We start from the raw sequence: 14,868 nt of genomic DNA, 5'->3' as shown, positions 1-14,868 counted from the left end.
CCCGAGGGAGGCCGTTTGCATAGGCGCGCGAACTTACTGGCGCATGCCGCGCCCGCTCACCAGCAGGCGAGCGCAACCGAAGTACAGGGCCACGGTGGCGACCAGCATGAAGGTAATGGCCACGCTGATGCGGATATCCGAAACGCCCAGGATGCCGAAACGGAAAGCGTTGACCATGTGCAGCACCGGGTTGGCCAGCGACACCGTCTGCCAGAACGGCGGCAGCAGGCTGATGGAGTAGAACACCCCGCCCAGGTAAGTCAGGGGGGTCAGCACGAAGGTCGGGATGATCGAGATATCGTCGAAATTGCGTGCGAACACCGCGTTGATAAAGCCCAGCAGCGAAAAGATGGTCGCGGTCAGGACCACCACCAGCAAGGTGATTCCCAGGTGATGCACCTGCAGGTGGGTGAAGAACAGCGACAGCAGGGTCACGATCACGCCCACCGCCAGGCCGCGCAGCACGCCACCCAGGGTGTAGCCGATCAGGATGGTATGCGGCGACACCGGCGACACCATCAGTTCCTCGATGGAACGCTGGAACTTGCTGCCGAAGAAACTCGAGACCACGTTGCCGTAGGAGTTGGTGATCACCGACATCATGATCAGGCCCGGCACGATGTACTCCATATAGGTGAAGCCACCCATGTCGCCGATCTGCCGGCCGATCAGGTTGCCGAAGATCACGAAGTACAGAACCATGGTGATCGCCGGTGGCAGCAGGGTCTGCGGCCAGATCCGGGTGAAACGCCGGACCTCGCGATAGACGATGGTGTTCAGGGCAACAAGGTTGGGCCGCAGCTCGGATGTCATACCGCCACCTTCGACAGGTTTTTCTCCACCAGGGACACGAACAACTCCTCAAGGCGATTGGTTTTGTTACGCAGGCTCAGAACCTCGATGTTCTGCTGGGCCAACTGGCCGAACAGCGCGGTGATCCCCACCACCTTGTCGACCTGGACTTCCAGGGTATGGCTATCGACCAGCCGGCTCGGATAGCCGACCAGTTGCGGCGCCACCTTCATGTCGGTCTTCAGGTCGAGCAGGAAGGTTTCAACATGCAGCTGGCTGAGCAGCTGGCGCATGCTGGTGTTCTCGACGATGGTGCCGTGGTCGATGATGCCGATGTTGCGGCACAGCTGCTCGGCCTCTTCCAGGTAATGGGTGGTGAGGATGATGGTGATGCCTTTCTGGTTCAGCTCGGTGAGGAAGGTCCACATCGAGCGGCGCAGCTCGATGTCCACGCCAGCGGTCGGCTCGTCGAGGATCAGCAGGCGCGGCTCGTGCACCAGGGCGCGGGCAATCATCAGGCGGCGCTTCATGCCGCCGGACAGCGAACGCGAAGGCACGTCGCGCTTGTCCCACAAGCCGAGCTGCGTCAGGTACTGCTCGGCCCGTTCCTTGGCGATCTTGCTCGGGATGCCGTAGTAACCGGCCTGGGTCACGACGATATCGAAGGTCTTCTCGAACTGGTTGAAGTTGAATTCCTGCGGCACCACGCCGATGCAACGCTTGAGCGCGGCGGGCTCGCGGTCCAGGTCATGGCCGAAGACATTGACCGTGCCGCTGGTCTTGTTCACCAGGGTCGAGAGAATGCCGATGGTGGTGGATTTGCCGGCACCGTTGGGGCCGAGCAAGGCGAAGAAGTCACCTTCGGCGACATCCAGATCGATACCACTCAGGGCCTGGAAACCGTTGCCGTAGGTTTTGGTTAACTGCCGGATGGACAGAGCGGAACTCATATCGGATTTATGCACCAAGAAGGGAGAACGTTAATAGGTAAGGGCGGATCGCTGTATTGCAACGGCGCCGGATACGCCCAATGGTGCGTGCCGGCGTCGCACAAGTACAGTCACCTGTATTGATAGTCGGTATTAAGTCAACGCGGTCATCACCGCCTTGCGATAGGCCGGGCGTTGCTGCAAGCGTTGATACCAGGATTGCAGATTAGCCAATGGCGGGCGTTCGATGGGCATTTCGAACCAGGCGTAGATAAAACTGCCCAGGGGGATGTCGCCCATGCCGACGGTGTCACCGGACAGGTAAGGTCGCTCGGCCAGCGCCTGGTCGACCACCGCCAGCAATTCGCCGCAGGTTTTCAGCGCCGCGCCGATCTTCTCCCAGTCCTGCTGCTCCGCGGGCGTACGCAGCACACCCCAGAACAGATGGCGGAAGGGTTCGGCGAAGGTCGAGGTGGTCCAGTCCATCCACTTCTCGGCCGACGCCCGCGCCTGCACATCGTCCGGATACCAAGGCGTGCCGGCGGCATGGCGCGCGGCGAGATAACGCACGATGGTGTTGGATTCCCACAGCACGAAGCCGTCGTCCTCGATCAACGGAATCCGGCCGTTGGGATTCATCGCCCGATACGCCGGCGTATCCACCACGCCGAAGGCGCCACCGGCATCCACCGCCTCGTAGGCCAGGCCGAGTTCTTCGGCGCACCACAACGCTTTCCTGACGTTCGACGAGTTTTTCCGACCCCAGATCTTCAGCATGACCGCTCCTCAGTGATGAATGCCGAGGCAGTCTACGCCGGTTCAGGGCTGGCTCAAATCACCCTGCATGTCGCCCAGCATCGCCGGCATCTGTCCGCCGAACAGATGCGGGTAGCACTGTTCCAGATGCTTGAAGAAAAACCTTTCGGGCACATCGGCGAACTGTCCGTGATCCAGCACATATTCCATCATCTGCTCCCCCTGGCGGTTGAAGGGATGAAACACGCTGTCGTGGCGGCCATCGAACTCCAGCGGCGCCACGTCGAACAACTCGCAGAGTTTCCGGTTGAACGCCGGCGTGGCCTTGACCCAGCGCCCCTGCAGATACAGCTCGGTGTAGCCGTGCATGGCGAAGACATCGCTGCGCAGCAATTCCAGCAGGCGCGGGGTCGACAGATGATTGCGCACATCCGCCAGGCCGATGCGCGCCGCAATCCCGCAATGCCGCGCACAACCGGCGAGCAGGGTGGCCTTGGGCACGCAATAGCTTTCGCCGGTGGCCAAGGCATGGCTGCCCCGCAGGGTCTCGGGGTCGAGGCTGAAGGTGTAGGGGTTGTAGCGCACGGCTTCGCGCACCGCGTAGTAGAGGCTGACCGCCTGGTCCAGCGGATCGCGGCTGGCGCCGCGATGAGTTTCGGCGAACTCCACCACCGCGGGGTGGTCACTATCGATGAAGCGGCTGGGGCTCAGGTACTCGTGCATGAGGAAGGTCTCCGAGTGAAGTCTCGAGTCTAACCACGGCCCCACCCCAGCGATAACGACGTTTCGGCCAAACATCAGAGGCTGGTGCCGCATGCCTTGCCAGATCGACAGCCTGCCCGTTGCCTGACGCTCTGCGTCCGCTTCTTCTGACACATTCAGGCGCACTGCCCTGTCACCCCTTTTGTCGGATGCCGACTAAGCTCTTGGGGTGATTTTGCCCCCTGGTTTCACGGAGGATTGAATATGCTGTTGTTGTGGATACTGGTTCTGCTGGTCGGTATTGCCTACCTGGCCCACCGCCGCACCGCGCCCCTGCCCGCCCTGGGCGTGGTGGCCGTCTACCTCTTGGCCATGGGCGCCTTCAGCCATGCACCGGGCTGGCTGCTACTGATCTTCTGGGTCCTGCTGGCGGCGGTCGCCGCGCCCTTGCTACTGCCCGACCTGCGCCGCAAATACTTCAGCGCCCCGCTGTTCAACTGGTTCCAGAAAGTCCTGCCGCCGATGTCGCAGACCGAACGCGACGCCATCGATGCCGGCACGGTCTGGTGGGACGGCGAACTGTTCAGCGGCCGTCCGGACTGGAACAAGCTGCTGGCCTATCCCAAGGCGCAACTGAGCGAAGAGGAACAGGCCTTTATCGACGGCCCCACCGAAGAGTTGTGCGCCATGGTCAGCGACTGGCAGGTCGGCCAGGCGCTGGACCTGCCGCCCGCCGCGTGGGAGCACATCAAGCATCACGGCTTCTTTGCCCTGATCATCCCCAAGGAATTCGGCGGCAAAGGGTTTTCCGCCTATGCCCACTCACAGGTGGCAATGAAGCTGGCGACCCGCAGCGGCGACCTGGCGTCCACCGTGATGGTCCCCAACTCCCTTGGCCCGGCCGAGTTGCTGCTGCATTACGGCACCGACGAACAACGCAACCATTACCTGCCGCGCCTGGCCCGCGGCGACGAGATTCCCTGCTTCGCCCTCACCGGCCCGCTGGCCGGCTCCGACGCCGGCGCCATGCCCGACACCGGGGTGATCTGCAAAGGCCAATGGCAAGGCGAGGAAACCCTCGGCCTGCGCCTGAACTGGGAGAAGCGCTACATCACCCTGGGCCCGGTGGCCACCCTCCTCGGCCTGGCCTTCAAGGCCTACGACCCGGACCATCTGCTGGGCGACGAGGAAGACCTGGGCATCAGCCTGGCGCTGATCCCCACCGACACCCCCGGCGTGGACATCGGCCGGCGCCACCTGCCGCTCGGCGCTGCGTTCATGAACGGCCCGAACTCGGGCAAGGACGTGTTCATTCCCCTGGACTTCCTCATCGGCGGCCAGGAAATGCTCGGCAAGGGCTGGATGATGCTGATGAACTGCCTGTCGGTGGGTCGGTCCATCTCCCTGCCCGCGGTCGGCACCGGCGCGGCCAAGTTCACCAGCCTGGTGACCGGCCAATATGCGCAGGTACGCGAACAGTTCAACGTTCCCCTCAACGCCTTCGAAGGCATCCAGGAAGCGCTGGCACGCATCGGCGGCAACGCCTGGCTGATGGACAGCGCGCGCATGCTCACGGCCAACGCCGTCGACCTGGGGGAAAAGCCCTCGGTGCTGTCGGCCATCCTCAAGTACCACCTGACCGAGCGCGGTCGCGAGTGCATCGGCCACGCCATGGACGTGCATGGCGGCAAGGCCATCATCATGGGCCCGAACAACTACCTGGGCCGCAGCTGGCAAGGCGCACCGATCTTCATCACCGTGGAAGGCGCGAACATCCTCTCGCGCAACCTGATGATCTTCGGTCAGGGCGCCATTCGCTGCCATCCGTTCGTACTCAAGGAAATGGCCCTGGCCGGTCGCGAAGACCATGAACAGGCGCTGGTGGAATTCGACGGCCTGCTGCTCAAGCACATCGGCTTTGCCGTCAGCAACGCCGCGAGCACCCTGGTGCTGAACCTCGGCCTGGGGCACTTCGAGCCTGCGCCGGGAGACAAGCTCAGCCAGGGCTACTTCCGCGCCCTCGATCGCCAGGCCGCGGCCTTCGCCCTGCTCGCCGACCTGAGCATGATGCTGCTGGGCGGCGAGCTGAAGCGCCGCGAACGCCTGTCGGCGCGCCTCGGCGATGTGCTCAGCCACCTGTACCTGGCCTCCGCGGCCCTCAAGCGCTATCACGACCTGGACTCGCCGGAACACCTGCAACCGCTGTTCACCTGGGCCATGGAAGAAAGCCTCGGCCAGTCGGAACGGGCGCTGGACGCATTGCTCGACAACTTCCCGAACCGGGTGCTGGGTTGCCTGCTGCGCGCAGTGGTCTTCCCGTTCGGCCGTCGGCACAAGGGCCCATCCGACAAGCTCGACGCCGAGGTCGCCGCCGTCATCGGCCGGGCCAAGGGCGACCCGGCCCTGGAAGAACTGCTGGCCGGCTGCTACCGCCCACAATCGGCACAGGACCCGGTCGGCGCCCTGCAGCACGCTTGCGATCTGCTGAGCGCCAGCCATCCGCTGCAGAAAAAACTGCATGAGGCGCTGAAAAGCGGCCAGGTCAAACCGGCCGCCGGCGAACCGGCGATCGACGCGGCACTGGAGGCCGGCGTGCTGCAACCGGTGGAAGCCCAGACCCTGCGCGAAGCCGAAGCCGCCCGCCGCAAAGTCATAGACGTCGATGACTTCGCCAAGGACGAACTGACCCTGGGCGAAGGGAAAACCCGCTAGGCCCCGACAGCCAGGCGGATTATGAAACCGGGCGCGGGGGCTATATACTCCCGCGCCCGTTTTGCTGTTGAGGACTCATGTCATGTCCAACGTCGTTGCCGATCATCTCGTCCTGCTCGACCACCTGCGCAGTATCCTGGTCGCCGTGGGTGAAGCCGAACAGGTTCCCGAAGAAAGCCATGCCCTGTTCCTGGAACGCTTCGACGAACTGCGCGCCTCGCTGCCGATCGACCCGATCGAAAGCCAGTACCTGGGCCAGGACCTGCTGTGCCAGGTGATGCAGCGTTATCCACAGGTCGCTCACCTGGTGCCGCGCGACCTGCTGTGGTTCTTCGCCGGCGACTGCCTGCACTACATGCCCGATGAAGAAATCGACCTGTACCAGGCCCTCGAGGAGCGCCGCTACGAGGCCGAGCAGAACGACGAGCCGTTCGACTGGAACCAGGAAAAACAGCTGCTGGCGCTCTCCGCCCAGGACAGCAAGCACTGAGTCTGCTCCGAACACGATAAAGGCCCGCACGGTTTACCGGCGGGCCTTTTGTTTTTCCAGCCCATCCACCAACAGCTCAGCGGGCGCCATCGTCCTCGGGCAGTTCGTAGCGTTTCCCTTCCTGCTTGCCGGGCCGGCTCAAGGTCGGCTCCCGGGCCAGGCACTCCACCAGGTAATCGATGAACACCCGCAGTTTCGGCGGCAGGTAGCGGGTCGGCGAATGCAGCAGCCAGGCCCCGCCATGGTAGGAGGCGAGGAAGGTCCAGTCTGGCAGTACCTGCACCAGCAAGCCCTGCTCCAGGGCATGGCGCGCGGTGAAGTACGGCAGGCTGCCGATGCCGATATGTTCGAGTACCGCCCCCAGGCGCACACCGGTGTGATTGGCCGCATAACGCCCGCGCACGCCGACTGTCACCAGCTTGCTGCCCTTCTTGAACTTCCAACGGGCATCGCTGGGCGTCTCCCCCAGATAGATGCAACTGTGCCCCAGCAGGTCGTGAGGATGCTCGGGCGTGCCGTGCTCGGCCAGGTATTGCGGGGTGGCGCACAGGATGTGATCGATGGTCAGCAACTGGCGCCCCACCAACCCCGCTGGCGGCCGGTCGGTAATGCGGATCGCCAGGTCGACGTTGTCGTCGATCAGGTCGATGTTGCGATCCTCCAGCAGCAGCTCGACATCGACCTTGGGGTAGCGGCGCAGGAACTCGGGCATGTACGGATGCACGACAAAACGCCCCACCGCCTTGGGCACGCTGACCCGCACCAGCCCTTCGGCTTCGTGAGTGAACTGGCCGCTGATTTCCATCACTGACTTGGCGGCGCTGACCATCTCGCTACAGCGCTTGAATACTTCCTCGCCGCCTTCGCTCAGGCGCAGCTTGCGCGTGGTGCGTTGCAACAGGCGAATCGCCAGCGCCTTCTCCAGGCGGGAAATGCTGCGGCTCACCGCCGAGGGTGAAGAACCCAACTGGCGCGCGGCTTCGGAGAAGCTGCCGACCTCGACGACCTTGACGAAAATGGCCATTTCGCCCAGCAGTGGCAAGGGAAGATTTATGCTCACAGCGCAACAGTCCTTTGAGGTTTGAACGGATTATCACGCAATTCCGCCCCACCCTATAATTAAAAAATTCATTTTAATAAGGGCACGGAATATGACGCTTCGCCTCTTTTTTCATAATGATGAACTCAAGGCCAACGTTGAAGTGCTCGAATGCACCCCGCAAGACAACGAGTTCGCGGTGGTCCTGCGGGCCACCCCCTTTCATCCGCAGGGCGGTGGCCAACCCTGCGACACCGGCTGGATCGGCGACAGCCAGGTCACGCGGGTGGTCCAGGAAGCCGAGCGGATCGTTCATTACGTCAACCAGCCGGTCAACCCGGGCATGGTCCAGGTCCAGGTCGACGAGCAACGTCGCCAGTTCAACACGCGCATGCATTCGGCCGGGCACTTGATCGGCCATTTTGGCGAGTCGCGCGGCTGGATGCCGATCAAGGCCCATCACTGGCCCGGCGAGGGGCGCGTGTCCTTCAAGCCCGGCGACCACCCGCAGGAACTCGACGCCGACAGCCTGCAACAGGGCATCGATCAGTGGATCGCCGCCGACCTGCCGCGCCTGGTCTCGCTGCGCGAAGGCGCGCGGGAAATCGGTTTCGGCGAACTTCCCGCCTATGGATGCGGTGGCACCCACGTCAAGCGCCTGAAGGAACTGGGCAACGTCACCATCGCGTCCCTCTCGCAAAAGAAAGGAGTGCTTTCGGTCCACTACAGCGTGGACTGATTCATCGGCGATGCCGCCTTGCGCCTCATCGGCGCATCGTCTGACCCAGGGGAAACCCGCGTGCGCGGGTTCGACGATTATCGGATAGAGGGATCTGCAGATGATGCTTGACGTCGAGCGTCTCGATGAGACGTGCATAAAAAAGCTGGCCCATGAACAAGTGCTCGCCCTGCGTATCAAGAACTTCCTGCCGCACAGCCAGGCCCTGCAGCTGGGCGACAAGATTCTCACCCCCGGCTTCGAGGGCTACATCAATGCCCCGAGCATCGGGCGGATCGGCATGGCGTTCTATGAAGCGGAAAACCAGCCGCTGCTGATCGAAGACTATTTCGAACGCGCTACCGCCAATATCACCGAGCTGCGCACGCGCTGCGCGCCCTACGCCTCCCCCGTCGACACCCTGCGCTGCATGCTCGACGAGTCCTGGCCGGCCGGGGCCCACCTGGAAACCCTCTACGGCCGCAAGATGTACGTCGGCCTGTCCCGCGTGGTGAAACCCGGCGTGTGTTTCCTCGCCCACCACGACATTTTCGCCAAGGACGCCCCGGACAGCTTCCAGGCCCACAGCCTGGAAGCCCAGTTCGCCTGCAACCTCTACCTGAACATGCCCGACGCCGGCGGCGCCCTGCAGATGTGGGACCACGACATTTCGCCGGACCAGTTCGACGACATGCGCGGCGACAGCTACGGCATCGATCCCGGGCTGCTCGGCACTCCCGCGCTGGAAGTCCGTCCGGAGCCCGGGGACTTCATCATGTTCAATTCACGGCGCATGCACGCAGTCACCCCGGGGGTGGCCAGCCCGCGCCTGAGCCTGTCCTTTTTTGTCGGCTATCGCGGCAGCTCGTCCCCCCTGACCTTCTGGAGTTGAAATGCTTGCCAACTATCTAGGCGAATTCCTGGCCCTGGCCACCATCCACTTTCTTGCCGTAGTAGCGCCAGGCCCGGACTTCGCCGTGACCATCCGCCAGAGCGTGCGCTTTGGCCGGGTGGTCGGGCTGTGCACGGCCATCGGCATCGGCGCGGGCATTTCTGTGCATGTGCTGTACACCCTGCTGGGCGTCGGTGCGCTGATGCACACCACGCCCTGGTTGCTGAGCGTGGCCAAGGTGGTGGGCGGTGCCTACATTCTCTACCTCGGGGTCAGCCTGCTGCGCAGCAAGCCCAAGACCTCGCTGGAGGGCAGCGAGGGAGACGACGATGCGACTCCGCACCAGACTCTGCCGCGAGCCTTCATGACCGGCTTCCTGACCAACGCGACCAACCCCAAGGCCACGCTGTTCTTCCTGGCGATCTTCACCACGGTGATCAGCGCCAGCACGCCACTCAAGGTACAGGCGCTCTACGGGGTCTGGATGTGCTTCATCAACGCCCTGTGGTTCGTGATCGTCGCGCTGTTCTTTTCCAGCCCGCGCGTACGCCTGCTGTTCATGCGCATGGGCCACTGGTTCGAGCGCACCATGGGCGTGATCCTCATCCTGTTCGCCGGGCGCCTGATCCTGTCGATGTAAACCCTGGCATCGACAGCTACACGGCATTCTCCAGCGCCTGCTTCAACACTTGCTGGGTCAGGGGCTTGAACACCACCTCGTCCATGCCCGCGGCCCGGCAGCGCTGGATTTCCGCTTCCTCGGCACTGGCCGTCGCGCCCAGGATCCAGCAACGCCGGCGGCCGCTCTCACGCTCCAACTGACGGATACGCACAGTCAACTCATACCCCCCCAGGCGCGGCATCTGGCTATCGGTGATCAGCACGTCGTACTCACCGGCCTGCCAGGCTTCCAGCGCCGCCTGGCCATCCTCGGCCAGCGTCACCCGGTGGCCAAGCACCTGCAATTGCTCTTCCAGCGTCACCCGGCTGAAGGCATTGTCTTCGGCGACCAGAATGTTCAGCGCCGCTTGCTCCGCACGCGTCTCGGCTACAGGCTGCACGGCCTGCACGGGCGCCTCGGCCAGTGGCAGTTGCAGGGTCACGCTGAAGCAGGAGCCGATGTCCGGTTCACTGCTCAGGGTGATGCTGCCCCCCATGAGTTCCACCAGCCGCCGGGTGATATTCAGCCCCAGCCCGCTGCCGAAGGTTTGCCCGGCCTGGGCCGCGTCGACCTGGGAGAAAGGCTCGAACAGCCTGGCCTGATCCTGCGGCGAAATCCCGATACCGCTGTCGATGACTTCCAGCAGCAGGCCCAGGCGATCGCCCTCCCGGCTTGCCGAGGCACGCAGCATCACCCGCCCCTGCGCGGTGAACTTGATGGCATTGCTCAGCAGGTTGAACAGCACCTGCTTCAGATGCAGCGGATCGATCAGCACCCATTGCTCCACGTCGCCGGTGAACTGCATCTCGAACGCCAGGTGCTTCTGCCGAGCCATGCCAACCACCAGCGGCGCGATGGCTTCGAGCAGGGCCTTGAGCTGCACCGCCTCGGGCGCGGAGTCGATCATCCCGGCCTCGATCCGGGTCAGGTCCAGAACATTGCCCAGCAGCAACAGCAGGCCCTGCGCCGCTTCCTGGGCCACCGCCAGCGACGGCAGGTCCAGCTCGCCCTGTTCGGCCTTCTGCTGCACCACTTCCTGCAGGCCGATGATCGCGTTCAACGGCGTGCGGATCTCATGGCTCATGGTGGACAGGAAAACGCTCTTGGCCTCGTTGGCGGCTTCGGCCTTCTGCCGCGCCAAGGCCAGCTCGGCCTCGGCCCGGCGGGTCTTGCGCACTTGCCGGGTCAGGTAGAAACCCCAGACCAGCGAGAGCAGGACCAGCAAGCCGAACACCCCGCCGAGCCGCAGCACACTGCTGCGATGGTCACGCCAGAAGTGGCTGCCGGAGGAAGAGAAACGCGGCTGCCACTGGGCGACGATTTCCGCCACTTCCTCCGGCGCAATGGCCACCTGGGTCTTCTCCAGGATGCTGCTCAGCTCGTCCTGGCCCTTGAGCACGCCGAGGCTGATCGGCCGGGAAAACTCGTCGAGGATGGCGCTCACCCACAGGCGGTTGTTGAAGCGCTGCGCCGACATGAATCGACCGGTGTAATCCCCGGTGACCAGCGCATCGCTGCGCCCTTCGTCGACACTGCGCATGGCCTCGACGAAGTTGGGATAGGCCTGCAGGCGGATTTCCGGGTGATCCCGCTCGATGATCGGGTTGATGAAATATCCCGCGACGCTGGCCAGGCGTTTGCCTTGCATGTCCTTCAGGGCGTGCGGTGCGTCATCCTCGCCGCCCCGGGGGCTCATCAGCACCACCGAGCTGCGCAGGTAAGGCCGCAGGAGTTCGATATCCGCCTCGGCTTGCGGGTCCGTGGAAACGATGGACGTCATGATCGCCTTGCCAGCGCCCATCTGCGCCTTCATCTCGGCGTAGTTCTGCACCGGCACCGGGCGGAATGTCAGGCCGCTGCGCTGGCCGATCAGCTTGAGATAGTCGGGGCCGATGCCCTGGATCCGTCCCTGGCTGTCCAACTGCCCCAGGGCCCCCAGCGAATCGTTGACGATCACCGGAATGTCCGGATGCGCGGCAAGCCAGCGATTCTCGGCCGGCGTCAGCGTCACCCGCCGCTGGCTCAATTGCAGGCTGCGCCCCGCCCGCCAGCCGCGCAGGATGTTTTCGCCATGCTGGGCGCGGATCGACGGCAAGGCCCGATCGATCACCCCACGCAAGCGGGTATCGCCGGCACGCAGCAGAAAACCGAAGCCACGGCTTTCCAGCGGCGCGAAGTTCTCGATCTGCAGGTTCAGCAGGTAATTGATATTGATCAGATAGTGCGTGGAAATCGCATCGTTGATCACCCCGTCGACCTCGCCCAGGCTCAGTGCCTCGAGCGCGCGGATGGGCGTGGCGAAAATCAGGAAGCGGCTATGCGGATAAGCCGCGGACAGTTGCTCCTGCGAGGCATACCCGGCGGCGACCGCCAGGGTGCTGCCGCGCTGCTGCGGGTCGAAGGGCTGGTCTTCGGCCGTGACCAGTACCGGCTGATCGGCGACATAGGCATTGCTCAGTTGCAGCCCGTTTTCCCTGGCCTCCAGCGTGCTGCCACTGCCAAGCAGGTCGATTTCCCCCTCGCGCAGGGCCCGCAGCGCCGCTTGCCGAGAGGGATACTGGCGCACCGTGGGGCTGGCCTCGAACAGCAGCGCCAGGTAATCCGCGGCGATCCCCTGGAAGCGACCACCGCCAAACATCTCCAGGGGCGAATAGTCAGGAGTGGTGACCCCCACCCTGAGCGGTCCCCTGCTGGCCAGCCACTGCCGGTCCTCTTCGCTCAGCCAGGGGCGACTGCTCACCGCCACCCGCCCGACCAGGGCAACCGTCGGTTCCTCGGCGAACAGCGCAGGGGCTGGCGCCAACAACAGACAGAAAACGACAGCCCGGCAACACGCTGCAATCATGGAATACCTTCTCGTCAGTCGATCCCCGGCAACATGCCCAAGTGAGCCGTCGCGCCACGAACAACAGCGTCACTCTCTTATCGAGAGCAACGTTCTGGCCTGTGGAATCAGAAAAATCTGACAGTATTCTAGCGGGCAGCGGTGCCTGCGAAAAACGGTATTGCTGGCGATTGCGTGCTGGATCGCGAAACGGCCTCTATAGGCGTTCCCGTCGCGGTCAGTTGTAATTGAGGACGAAGTTCATCGTTGCATCCGCCTTGCCCGCCGTCATGGTGCCCGTGGTCGGGACATATTTGGCCTTGCCACTGAAACGATAGATTTCGCCGTCCGCCATCGAGCGGTTCCAGTCGAGCTGGACAGACCGCGCGATATCGAACGGCAACTTGACGCCCTTATCGTTGACCAGGGAAATACCAACCCCAGAGGCCACGCCCGACTGCCCCTGATTGCTCAGTTTGAGCAGGCCATCCGCCAGGGAAGCGCCCTCGAAATAGACCTTGACGGGTGCCGTGGTGTTGGCCGGCAGACCGGAGCAGCGCACGTCGAAAATGAACGGCACTTCCTTGGTATTGCCCGTTTTGATGTTCTGGATAACCTGTTTGCCCATGGGCACGTTCACCACCGCACCGATGGATTCACAGCCCGCAAACATTACATCATTGACCAATTTGGTTTTGCCCTGGGACTGGATAGTCAGCATGTTCTTCCCGTTCGGGTTATTTTCCTCATGCTGCCACAAGGATTTGAAGTCCAGGAGAATATCCCCTGACGCCACATTACGACCGGTACGAACGAAGATCACGTTCATATATTTTGGAATGGGAATAGGATATTCCGGAGAGTAATAAGAAAGTTGCGGAAGACAATAAGAAGACACTCCCATATAAGCTTCGGCAATGCAAAACTTGACACCAACGCCGGCCACCCCCGTTTCATAGACTTGCGCTTGCGATGCTGGGCGCAACGCCGTTTCGATACTCTGTGAAAATTTGGAGTCTTCCTTGCACCGACTATTAGCCGTAATGGGCCAAAGCGCCTGTGAATACTTCGCAATCTCGCCTCCCACAGGGCTGGCGGTGATAGTCAGTTGTGAAGGAACACTGATATCTCTCAATGAAACAGGTGTACCGTCAATCCAAGTACAGGCTGCAAATACTTCACCACTGACCAGAAAACTCAGTGCGGCTATTCCTCCAGAGATCATCCCACGCATACGAAACTCCTTTAAGCAAGTGAGAGCCCGCCATTCCATCACTGCCACGTTTCAACAACAGAAAAACAGATTTATCTCAACTTGTTCCAGCATTTAAAATCAGACATCAAATCCAAACACAAACCAAACCTTTCCCCATAAATATCCTCGCCCGAGTTGCCAACAATCTGAAGCGCGTATCCAGGCTTATTGAAACAGGTAACTTTATTCTATAAAAATCAATTGTAATTGAGCACGAAGTTCATCGTTCCATCGCCCCTGCCCGCCGTCATGGTGCCCGTGGTCGGGACATACTTCGCCGAGCCGACAAAACGATAGATTTCGCCATCGGGAGTCGAGCGATTCCAATCCAGCTTGATGGATCGGGCGATATCGAACGGCAACTTGATGCCTTTATCATTGACCACGGAAATACCGACCCCGGAGGCAACACCGGCCTGGCCCTGGTTGGTCAGGTTGAGCAGACCATCCCCCGGGGAACTGCCTTCGAAATAGACCTTGACCGGCACGCTGGTATTGGCTGCCAGACCGGTGCAGCGCACGTCGAAGGTGAAGGGCACTTCCTTGACGCTGCCTTTACTGATGTTCTGGATAGTCTGCTTGCCCATGGGGACATTCACCGCTCCTCCAATGGATTCGCAACCGGCGAACATCACATCGTTGATCAGTTCGACAGTGCTATCGGAGGTAACCGTCAATGTATGTTCCACATGTTTCCAGTCCGACTTAAACTTCAAGGAAAACTTCCCCGAAGCCACATCGCGACCGGTACGAATAAAAATAACGCTTATATCCTGTGAAACAAACGGTCCGTACCCATTATCAATTTGTCTAGAGTGAGGGAGACAACGAGTAGTACCCCCTGTCGGGCTCGTTCGCATACAAAACTTGACCCCTATTCCTTTGATTCCTGTCTCATAAATGTAAGCTTGCGATGATGGAAGCAACCCTGTCTGCAATGAGATATCTAATGTTGTCACTCCCGGGCACTGGCTGGATATTGGCCCAATCCAAAGATCAGTGGTGTGCCTTGCAAGCTCATCACCAATGGCGACTGCATTTATGGCCATCTTTGAAGGCACAATGATATTCCTGACTAAAGGAGAGGGAGTCCCGCCC

13 protein-coding genes are annotated in these 14,868 nt (G+C 61.9%); 5 read left to right on the top strand and 8 right to left on the bottom strand.

From position 1 onward, the window contains the following. Positions 1-33 precede the first annotated feature (33 nt). The 4 genes from TO66_RS08865 to TO66_RS08850 all read right to left on the bottom strand — a co-directional run bounded on the left by TO66_RS08865 (position 34) and on the right by TO66_RS08850 (position 3,200). Positions 34-813 (bottom strand): ABC transporter permease, encoded by a 780-nt coding sequence (locus tag TO66_RS08865; RefSeq protein WP_044461980.1) that lies wholly within the window; start codon positions 811-813, stop codon positions 34-36. Beyond that, a complete protein-coding gene (locus tag TO66_RS08860; RefSeq protein WP_044461979.1) occupies positions 810-1,742 on the bottom strand; it encodes an ABC transporter ATP-binding protein in 933 nt (310 codons plus the stop codon). The genes TO66_RS08865 and TO66_RS08860 overlap by 4 nt, the downstream gene beginning before the upstream one ends. 132 nt (positions 1,743-1,874) lie before the next feature. Then, positions 1,875-2,498, bottom strand: coding sequence for a glutathione S-transferase family protein (locus TO66_RS08855; RefSeq protein ID WP_044461978.1), 624 nt, complete (start codon positions 2,496-2,498; stop codon positions 1,875-1,877). A 42-nt stretch (positions 2,499-2,540) separates the two neighbouring features. Next, positions 2,541-3,200: a transglutaminase family protein gene (locus tag TO66_RS08850; protein ID WP_044461977.1), complete on the bottom strand. Its 660-nt coding sequence runs from the start codon at positions 3,198-3,200 to the stop codon at positions 2,541-2,543. 243 nt (positions 3,201-3,443) lie between these two features. Between TO66_RS08850 and TO66_RS08845 the strand changes: the two genes are divergently transcribed. Together TO66_RS08845 and TO66_RS08840 are read left to right on the top strand one after the other, a co-directional pair. Continuing rightward, complete coding sequence (locus TO66_RS08845) at positions 3,444-5,891, top strand: acyl-CoA dehydrogenase (protein WP_044461976.1); 2,448 nt, start codon at positions 3,444-3,446, stop codon at positions 5,889-5,891. An 82-nt stretch (positions 5,892-5,973) separates the two neighbouring features. Next, entirely contained in the window at positions 5,974-6,381 is a 408-nt protein-coding gene (locus TO66_RS08840) for a PA2817 family protein (RefSeq protein WP_007931642.1), read from the top strand. 76 nt (positions 6,382-6,457) lie between these two features. Here TO66_RS08840 and TO66_RS08835 read toward each other — a convergent pair whose 3' ends face one another. Then, the gene (locus TO66_RS08835; protein WP_044461975.1) at positions 6,458-7,441 is read right to left on the bottom strand and encodes a LysR family transcriptional regulator; all 984 of its coding nucleotides are present in this window, start codon (positions 7,439-7,441) and stop codon (positions 6,458-6,460) included. Positions 7,442-7,532: 91 nt separating this feature from the next. Here TO66_RS08835 and TO66_RS08830 point away from each other — a divergent pair, with 91 nt between their 5' ends. From TO66_RS08830 to TO66_RS08820, 3 genes are all read left to right on the top strand, one after another. Then, on the top strand, positions 7,533-8,159 hold the full coding sequence (locus TO66_RS08830) for a serine-tRNA(Ala) deacylase AlaX (protein WP_044461974.1): 627 nt from the start codon (positions 7,533-7,535) through the stop codon (positions 8,157-8,159). Between the two features lie 100 nt (positions 8,160-8,259). Beyond that, positions 8,260-9,030 carry a 2OG-Fe(II) oxygenase gene (locus TO66_RS08825; RefSeq protein WP_044461973.1) on the top strand — a complete coding sequence of 257 codons (771 nt, stop codon included), beginning with the start codon at positions 8,260-8,262 and terminating at the stop codon, positions 9,028-9,030. Between the two features lies 1 nt (position 9,031). After that, entirely contained in the window at positions 9,032-9,670 is a 639-nt protein-coding gene (locus TO66_RS08820; RefSeq protein ID WP_044461972.1) for a LysE family translocator, read from the top strand. Positions 9,671-9,686: 16 nt separating this feature from the next. Here the strand turns inward: TO66_RS08820 and TO66_RS08815 are convergent, their stop codons facing one another. The 3 genes from TO66_RS08815 to TO66_RS33875 form a co-directional block, all read right to left on the bottom strand. Continuing rightward, a complete protein-coding gene (locus TO66_RS08815) occupies positions 9,687-12,536 on the bottom strand; it encodes an ATP-binding protein (protein ID WP_044461971.1) in 2,850 nt (949 codons plus the stop codon). Positions 12,537-12,753: 217 nt separating this feature from the next. Further along, positions 12,754-13,749, bottom strand: coding sequence for a fimbrial protein (locus TO66_RS08810; protein WP_044461970.1), 996 nt, complete (start codon positions 13,747-13,749; stop codon positions 12,754-12,756). Between the two features lie 218 nt (positions 13,750-13,967). Further along, positions 13,968-14,486 carry a fimbrial protein gene (locus TO66_RS33875; protein ID WP_227698228.1) on the bottom strand — a complete coding sequence of 173 codons (519 nt, stop codon included), beginning with the start codon at positions 14,484-14,486 and terminating at the stop codon, positions 13,968-13,970. Positions 14,487-14,868: the final 382 nt, after the last annotated feature.

The organism is Pseudomonas sp. MRSN 12121 (genome assembly GCF_000931465.1).
Lineage (GTDB): Bacteria > Pseudomonadota > Gammaproteobacteria > Pseudomonadales > Pseudomonadaceae > Aquipseudomonas.
The sequence above is the reverse complement of the archived record's forward strand: the minus strand, read 5'-3'. Positions and strand labels throughout refer to the sequence as shown.

What these genes read in the sequence shown, in the direction of transcription:
- TO66_RS08815 (WP_044461971.1), bottom strand. Translation starts at nt 12,536, where the DNA reads ATGATTGCAGCGTGTTGCCGGGCTGTCGTTTTCTGTCTGTTGTTGGCG.
- TO66_RS08855 (WP_044461978.1), bottom strand. Translation starts at nt 2,498, where the DNA reads ATGCTGAAGATCTGGGGTCGGAAAAACTCGTCGAACGTCAGGAAAGCG.
- TO66_RS08860 (WP_044461979.1), bottom strand. Translation starts at nt 1,742, where the DNA reads ATGAGTTCCGCTCTGTCCATCCGGCAGTTAACCAAAACCTACGGCAAC.
- TO66_RS08820 (WP_044461972.1), top strand. Translation starts at nt 9,032, where the DNA reads ATGCTTGCCAACTATCTAGGCGAATTCCTGGCCCTGGCCACCATCCAC.
- TO66_RS08865 (WP_044461980.1), bottom strand. Translation starts at nt 813, where the DNA reads ATGACATCCGAGCTGCGGCCCAACCTTGTTGCCCTGAACACCATCGTC.
- TO66_RS08825 (WP_044461973.1), top strand. Translation starts at nt 8,260, where the DNA reads ATGATGCTTGACGTCGAGCGTCTCGATGAGACGTGCATAAAAAAGCTG.
- TO66_RS08850 (WP_044461977.1), bottom strand. Translation starts at nt 3,200, where the DNA reads ATGCACGAGTACCTGAGCCCCAGCCGCTTCATCGATAGTGACCACCCC.
- TO66_RS08810 (WP_044461970.1), bottom strand. Translation starts at nt 13,749, where the DNA reads ATGCGTGGGATGATCTCTGGAGGAATAGCCGCACTGAGTTTTCTGGTC.
- TO66_RS08830 (WP_044461974.1), top strand. Translation starts at nt 7,533, where the DNA reads ATGACGCTTCGCCTCTTTTTTCATAATGATGAACTCAAGGCCAACGTT.
- TO66_RS08840 (WP_007931642.1), top strand. Translation starts at nt 5,974, where the DNA reads ATGTCCAACGTCGTTGCCGATCATCTCGTCCTGCTCGACCACCTGCGC.
- TO66_RS08845 (WP_044461976.1), top strand. Translation starts at nt 3,444, where the DNA reads ATGCTGTTGTTGTGGATACTGGTTCTGCTGGTCGGTATTGCCTACCTG.